This window comes from Massilia genomosp. 1 (assembly GCF_011682185.1).
In the GTDB taxonomy this organism is placed as follows: domain Bacteria; phylum Pseudomonadota; class Gammaproteobacteria; order Burkholderiales; family Burkholderiaceae_D; genus Telluria_A; species Telluria_A rubra.
On record NZ_WHJF01000181.1, the window covers coordinates 1 to 6565 of the forward strand.

The 6565-nt window shown below is 62.7% G+C and carries 7 protein-coding genes and 1 pseudogene; 4 read left to right on the plus strand and 4 right to left on the minus strand.

Going from position 1 to position 6565, the window contains the following annotated elements; all coding sequences use genetic code 11:
• A pseudogene (locus tag F1735_RS37045) lies at positions 1-127 on the plus strand (IS630 family transposase); the annotation flags it as partial.
• Positions 128-151: 24 nt separating this feature from the next.
• Here the strand turns inward: F1735_RS37045 and F1735_RS32075 are convergent.
• The 4 genes from F1735_RS32075 to F1735_RS32090 form a co-directional block, all read right to left on the minus strand.
• On the minus strand, positions 152-622 hold the full coding sequence (locus tag F1735_RS32075) for a hypothetical protein (protein ID WP_167240879.1): 471 nt from the start codon (positions 620-622) through the stop codon (positions 152-154).
• A 20-nt stretch (positions 623-642) separates the two neighbouring features.
• Positions 643-1425 carry a PEP-CTERM sorting domain-containing protein gene (locus tag F1735_RS35905; protein WP_222853143.1) on the minus strand — a complete coding sequence of 261 codons (783 nt, stop codon included), beginning with the start codon at positions 1423-1425 and terminating at the stop codon, positions 643-645.
• Positions 1426-1548: 123 nt separating this feature from the next.
• On the minus strand, positions 1549-2745 hold the full coding sequence (locus tag F1735_RS32085) for a globin domain-containing protein (protein WP_167240881.1): 1197 nt from the start codon (positions 2743-2745) through the stop codon (positions 1549-1551).
• Between the two features lie 87 nt (positions 2746-2832).
• A complete protein-coding gene (locus F1735_RS32090; RefSeq protein WP_167240883.1) occupies positions 2833-3291 on the minus strand; it encodes an RrF2 family transcriptional regulator in 459 nt (152 codons plus the stop codon).
• Between the two features lie 149 nt (positions 3292-3440).
• On the opposite strand from F1735_RS32090, the gene F1735_RS32095 reads away from it, so the two are divergent.
• The 3 genes from F1735_RS32095 (at position 3441) to F1735_RS32105 (ending at position 6444) form a co-directional block, all read left to right on the plus strand.
• Complete coding sequence (locus tag F1735_RS32095) at positions 3441-4340, plus strand: DUF2167 domain-containing protein (protein ID WP_167240885.1); 900 nt, start codon at positions 3441-3443, stop codon at positions 4338-4340.
• A gap of 128 nt (positions 4341-4468) precedes the next feature.
• The gene (locus F1735_RS32100; protein ID WP_167240887.1) at positions 4469-5941 is read left to right on the plus strand and encodes an APC family permease; all 1473 of its coding nucleotides are present in this window, start codon (positions 4469-4471) and stop codon (positions 5939-5941) included.
• 26 nt (positions 5942-5967) lie between these two features.
• Positions 5968-6444 (plus strand): hypothetical protein, encoded by a 477-nt coding sequence (locus F1735_RS32105; RefSeq protein ID WP_167240888.1) that lies wholly within the window; start codon positions 5968-5970, stop codon positions 6442-6444.
• The last annotated feature ends 121 nt before the right edge of the window (positions 6445-6565 follow it).

A 6565-nucleotide genomic window follows, 5' to 3' on the forward strand; every position in this document is an offset into this window, starting at 1 on the left:
ATATGTCGCGCACCACAATGCCAATCCGAAGCCATTTATTTGGACAGCAACTGCGCGCGATATCCTGCAAAAGGTAATTCGCGCCAACAGCCGCTTAAGCGGCAAACAGAATGCAACACTACACTAGGAGCCGGCGGCAGGGCGGGCAGGGTTATGGCGTGCGGATTTCGGCAAAGCGCTTGCCGTCGAACTGGTAGTAGTGCGTGCCGCCGCCTTGTTCGTTGCGCGCTCCATGCACGATGAGCAGGCGGCTGGTCAGTGTGTATTCAAGCGGGGTGTCGACCTGCGCATCCCAGCAGCACACGGTAAACGGCAGCCAGCTGACCGCGCCGGTCCTGGCGTCGATGGCGGCGGACATGATGCACGAGGCGCCGCAGCCCCAGGTGGCCAGCACGTAGCGGCCCGCGAAATCGGCGGTGGCGGCGTGGCGCAGGCGGGTGGCGTAGTTGCGGCTGTGCGCATCGGCCAGCAGCGGGCGGGCGGTGGCGCCGTGGTGGATGGCGGGGACGGGAAAGTCCCCGAAGCGCGGCGCGGCGAGCGCGCTTGCTGATACGGCGGCCAGCAACGCTGCCAGGGCAGCCCGCGCGCCCGTGCGCCATCGCGCTGATGCGTCAAGCGACATGGCGCGTTCGCGGCAGCCGATCAGGGCGCGCCTTGCTGGCGGCGCTGGCGGCGTGCCAGCGCACCGACCATCAGGGCGCCCAGCCCGAACATGGCGTAGGTCGCCGGTTCAGGCACCGGCGACGGAGCCTGGTACACCGCCCGGGTAAGGATATTCATGTTCAGGGAGACGTACTGTTCCGTGTTGGTGTTGTTGACGTACGACATGGAGAACGTCTCGCCGCGTACGCCGCTGTCGTTCCAGCCCGCGCCTTGTTGCATGCCACGGACCCAGTATTCGCCACCGAAATAGACTGTCGTTACGGCATTGCCGAAGGAGGCGCCGGCGCGATTGTCGATCGATACCTCGCCATAGGCCGAGAACACCACCTGCGTGTGCGCTGCGACCAGCACAGTCATCGCTTGGTTAACGTTGCCGGCGCCGGCGCCGCGATGGCCGACGCTGTCGTCGATGTGAAGATCCGTGCGCAAGTTGCCCCACTGGCCCGCGCTGCTGACGGCGCGCGAGCTACCGTAGAGCGCCGTCGCGTCAAGCAGTGCGAACTTGTCGCTCGATGCGCTCTCGGTCTGCGTCCATGACGCCGCAGGGACGGTCAGGCTGGCATTCAGACTGGACGAGGCCGTGTCGTGAAAGCGATAGCCTGCGACCTGCCCGTCATCCGGGGTCAGGTCGATGACGGTCAGGCTGGGCTTGCTGATGGAAGCGCCAACGTTCAGGACCGGCGCGGCGAGCGCGCTGGCGCCGGCCAGCGACAGGGAAAGCAGCAGGGCGGCGGCGCTTGTCAGGCGATATTTCTGTGTCATCATTTTTTTCAATACAGGAATGAAGCGGGTGGAAAGGCAAGCTTGCCTGTACATTCCATTATCATAATTCCTATATTGCGTGTAGGCAGTGTCTTTTTTGTAACTGCCCACGTTTACGCGCGCCTACAACAGATGGTCGAGCATGTCCGGCCCGAACACTTCGCGGTGCAGGCGCGTGACCGGCACCCCGGCGCCGACCAGCGCCAGCCATTGCGCCTGCATGAAGGGCAGCGGCCCGCACAGGTAGACCTTGGTCTCGGTGCGCGGCCAGGCCGGCAGGCGCGCCAGCTCCATCCATCCCGGCAGCACGCCGCTGTCGTGAGCGCTCACTTCTTCGTAGAACGTGAACACCTGCAGGTGCGGCATGATGGCGCGCGCGGCAAGCACGTCGCGCTGGTGCGCGTGATGCTGCGCATTGCGCGCCGCGTGGGCGAAGATCACCCGGCGCTGCGGATGGACCTGGGCGATGCGCTTCAAGGCCGCGATCATCGGCGTGATGCCGATGCCGGCCGACAGCAGCACCAGCGGTTGATACGACTCGGTATCCGGCGCAAAATCGCCGAACGGCGGCGACACCTGCAGCACGCTGCCCACGCGCACATTGTCGTGAATCCAGTTCGATACTTCCCCCGCCGGGGTGGTGGCGCCGGCCGGCTCGCGCTTGACCGAGATGCGCACGCTGCCCGGCGTGCTGGTGTCGGACAGGCTGTACTGGCGGATCTGGCGCCGGCCATCGGCCAAGTCGACCTGCACGCTCAGGTACTGGCCAGCCTTGCCTTGCGCCAGCGGCGCGCCATCCTCGGGCGCCAGGCGGATCGAGACCACCTCCGCGCTTTCCTGCGTCAGCTCGGTCACGCGCAGGGCGCGGCGCTGGCCCGGGGCGATGCCGGCGCCGGCGTACATGGCGCGCTCGGCTTCGATAAACAGGGTGGCCAGCGAGCGATACGCTTCGTCCCAGGCGGCCAGCAGCGGCGCCGTGGCGGCCTCGCCCAGGGTGCTGGCGATGGCGCCGAGCAGGTGGCGCCCGACGATCGGATAGTGTTCTTCGCGAATGCCGACCGATACATGCTTGTGTACGATGCGTTCGATGACCGGCGCCAGCGCGCCCGGGTCGCCGATGTTGGCGGCGTAGGCAAACACGGCTGAGGCGAGCGACTGCTGCTGGGCGCCATTCGCCTGGTTGCCCATATTAAATAGGTTAGTCAGCTCGGGATGCTCGGCGAACATATTGCGGTAAAACGTGGTGGTAATCGCCACGCCGTGTTCGCGCAGGACGGGAACGCTGGCGTCGATGTAGGGGCGGGAAGCGGCAGAAATCATGGAAAACCTTTCAATTTGTTGCATTTAAGATGCAACTTTAATGTCGAAAAAAGGCGCGTGGCAACGCGCCCGTCCGATGGCGCTGTGTCAGGCGGCCCTGTCCTGGTCGAGGAACATCCTGTGCATGCGCACGATTTTCTCGCCGGTGTCGCCATGCGTAATCTGGGCCAGGCTGACCTTGTCCATGGCCCCGTAAAACGCGTCCATGCCGCTGCGCAGGGCGGCGCGCAGCTGGCAGTCGCCGCTCAGGCGGCAGCCTGTGCCTTCGCAGTCGACCAGTTCGCTGTCGCCTTCGAGCTCGCGCAGCACCGCGCCGATCGAGAGCGTGGCGGCATCGGCGGCCAGGCGCAGCCCGCCGTTGCGCCCGCGGGTGGCGCAGACCCAGCCCGCGCGTGCCAGGTGACCGACCACCTTGACCAGGTGGTTGACCGGCAATGCGAACTGCGCCGCCACTTCCGCCACCGTGACCGGCACGCGCCGCTCGCCGGCGCGCGCCAGGTAAATCAGGACGCGCAGGCCCATATCGGTAAAACGGGTCAGATGCATGGAACACTCCGGTGAGAACAGATTCATTCTAGCAAAGGTGCATTTTGAATGCATCTTTAAATAGCTAGTGTTGTATTTGCGGAATAATTATTTTGTTAACAATCATTCCCACGTAAAATGGCCGGCCCCCCTGTCAATACGAGAATGCGATGTTCAAACACCTATCCCTGGCCGTGTTCCTGCTGGCCCTCGGCTGCATGAGCGGCGCCCACGCCGGCGGCGACAAGCAAGAGCAGAGCAGCGAGCAGCTGGAAGCCTCGCTCAAGATGCAAAGCGGCAAAATTAACTTGCCGGGCGGCATGGCCATCCTGAACTTGCCCGACACTTTCCGCTACCTCAGCCCGAAAGACGCCGAACGGCTGCTGGTGGAAGGCTGGGGCAATCCGCCTGGCAACGAATCGCTGGGCATGATCGTGCCGGCCAGCGGCGTGATGAGCAAGGATGGCTGGGGCGTGATCATCACTTACGAAGCCGACGGCCACGTCAAGGACAGCGACGCCGACACCATCAAGTACGACGAACTGCTCAAGGACATGCAGGAATCGGTGGCCGAACAGAACAGCGAGCGCAAATCGCAGGGCTACGCGGCCATGAGCCTGGTCGGCTGGGCTGAAAAGCCGAGCTACGAAAAAGCCAGCCACAAGCTGTTCTGGGCCAAGGAACTGGCGATCGTCGGCGAAACCGAACATAGTCTGAACTACAACATCCGTGTGCTCGGGCGCCAGGGCGTGCTGGTGCTGAACGCCGTGGCCAACATGGACCAGATCGCCAATATCCGCCAGGAAATGCGCAAGGTCACCGCTTTCAGCGACTTCACGCCCGGTAACCGCTATGCGGACTACAACCCGAGCACCGACAAGGCTGCCGAATACGGCCTGGCGGCGCTGGTCGCCGGTGGCGTCGCCGCGAAAATGGGCCTGTTCGGCAAGCTGTTCGCCTTGCTGCTCGCCTTCAAGAAGCTGATCGTCATCGGCTTTCTGGCCGCTGGCGGTGCGATCGTGAACTTTTTCCGTGGCAAGAGCAAGGATAAAGTCGATCTCAGCAAGTGATGCGGCGGGCCGTGCCGTATCAGTCCGGCACGGCCATTTTTCGCGCGCGAAAGATGTGTATAAGTAAATGGCAATAGCCCCTATAATCGCTGCTGCCATTCATCTAGCGCGACAAAAGGGACGAATCCGTGAATCAAACTCTGGGCCAGAAGCTGTTCCGCATCAAACCTGCCGGTAGCACGACCAACCCCCCTCCCGGGCATGCAGGAACCGGCCTGGCGCGCACCATGGGATTGTTCCCGCTGACCATGATCGGCGTGGGCGCCACCATCGGCACCGGCATCTTTTTCACCATGGTCGAGGCGGTGCCGAAGGCCGGTCCCTCGGTCGTGCTCTCGTTCCTGCTGGCCGCGCTGACCGCCGGCCTGACCGCGCTGTGCTACGCCGAATTGTCGTTCCGCATCCCGGCGTCGGGCTCGTCCTACTCCTTCGCCTACGCCACCGTGGGCGAGTTCGCCGCCTTCATCATGGCCGCCTGCCTGCTGCTCGAATACGGCCTGGCCGCCAGCGCCACCGCGATCGGCTGGTCGGCCTACCTGAACAACTTCCTCAGCAATGCCCTTGGCTGGCAGATCCCCGAAATGCTGCGCACGCCCATGATCGTGTCGGGTGAGCATGGGATGGAAATTCGCGCCGGGCACATCAATCTGCCGCCGATTTTTCTGGTGATCATGTGCTGCGTGATGCTCATTCGCGGCACCAAGGAATCGGCCACCACCAATGCCATCATGGTGCTGGTCAAGCTGGCGATCCTGGTGTTTTTCGTGGTGATCGCGTTTTCCGGCTTCGACATCAACAACTTCACGCCCTTCTTCAATAGCGACAACAGCAAGGGCTTTGCCGGCATGACCGGCGTGACGGCGGCGGCCGGCACGGTATTCTTCTCGTTCATCGGCCTGGACACGGTGGCCACCGCCGGCGAAGAAGTGCGCAACCCGACCCGCAACGTGCCGATCGGCATCCTGGCTGCGCTCGTCATCGTGACGGTGTTCTACATGCTGGTCGCGGTCGCCGCCCTCGGCGCCCAGCCGGCCAGGATGTTCGAAGGCCAGGAAGCGGGCCTGGCGGTGATTTTGCAGAACGTGACCGGCAAGACCTGGCCGGCGCTGGTGCTGTCGGCCGGCGCCGTCATTTCGGTGTTCAGCGTGACCCTGGTGACGATCTACGGCCAGACGCGGATCCTGTACGCGATCAGCAAGGATGGCCTGATTCCGCCAACGTTCCAGAAAGTGAGCCCGCGTACCCAGTCGCCGGTCAGCAATACCCTGATCGTGTGCATGGTGGTGGGGCTGGTGGCCGGATTCGTGGACTCGACCTACCTGTGGGACATGGTCAGCATGGGCACCCTGACGGCGTTCATCGTGGTCTCGGTGGCGGTGCCGGTCATGCGCAGGAAGATGGGCGAATCGCTGGTCAAGGGCTTCCGCGTGCCGTTCGGCCCGTATGTGGTGCCGGGCCTGAGCATCTGCGCCTGCCTGTACATCATGAAGGATTTGTCGAAGACCACCTTTACCGTGTTTGCGATCTGGATGTGCGTGGCGGTGCTGACCTACTTCGGCTACAGCATCCGCCATTCGCGCCTGAACGGCAGCGCTGCTTGAGCGGCGCCGTCATGCCTGGAGTGACGATGCGCTTGCTCATCGCGGCGTCGCTGTTGGTGCTTCTTCCGGCGTGCTCCCGCACCGGGCATACGGATGCTCCGCCGGCCATCAACAGTAAAATGGCCGAGCTTGCTGATGAAGGCGTGAACCGATTGAACATGGCCGACGACAAGTTTCAAGACACCGATTGGGGTAAGGTCAATCTTCCAGGGAAAAGACTGGAACTGATCGATCCGGTGCGGCTCGAGGACTTGTGGTTCCATGCCGATGGCCATGTCACCGCCACGATCGGTACCAAGGAAGTGTTAGCAGGCCCGATCTTCTATTGGAAAGTGAAGAACGGCGTATTGCTTTTGTCTGACAATGAGGATTTTTCTTCCGCTTTTTCAGAACTCAGCGCGCCGCGCCTTGAGGCGCTTCCCGCAAGTGAGGCGAAACAGATCCTGAGTGTGACTGCGAAAAACGGCAGGCAATTGCAGTACACACTCTCGCAGCAGCGCTAGCCTGAATTTTGCACAAAAAAGGGCAAGAATGCCGTAAGTGATTGATAGAATGGGAGTTATCTAAAAACCTACCCTATCAGCACGAACACACCTTGCCCGACATGAATTCTACCCCAGAGCA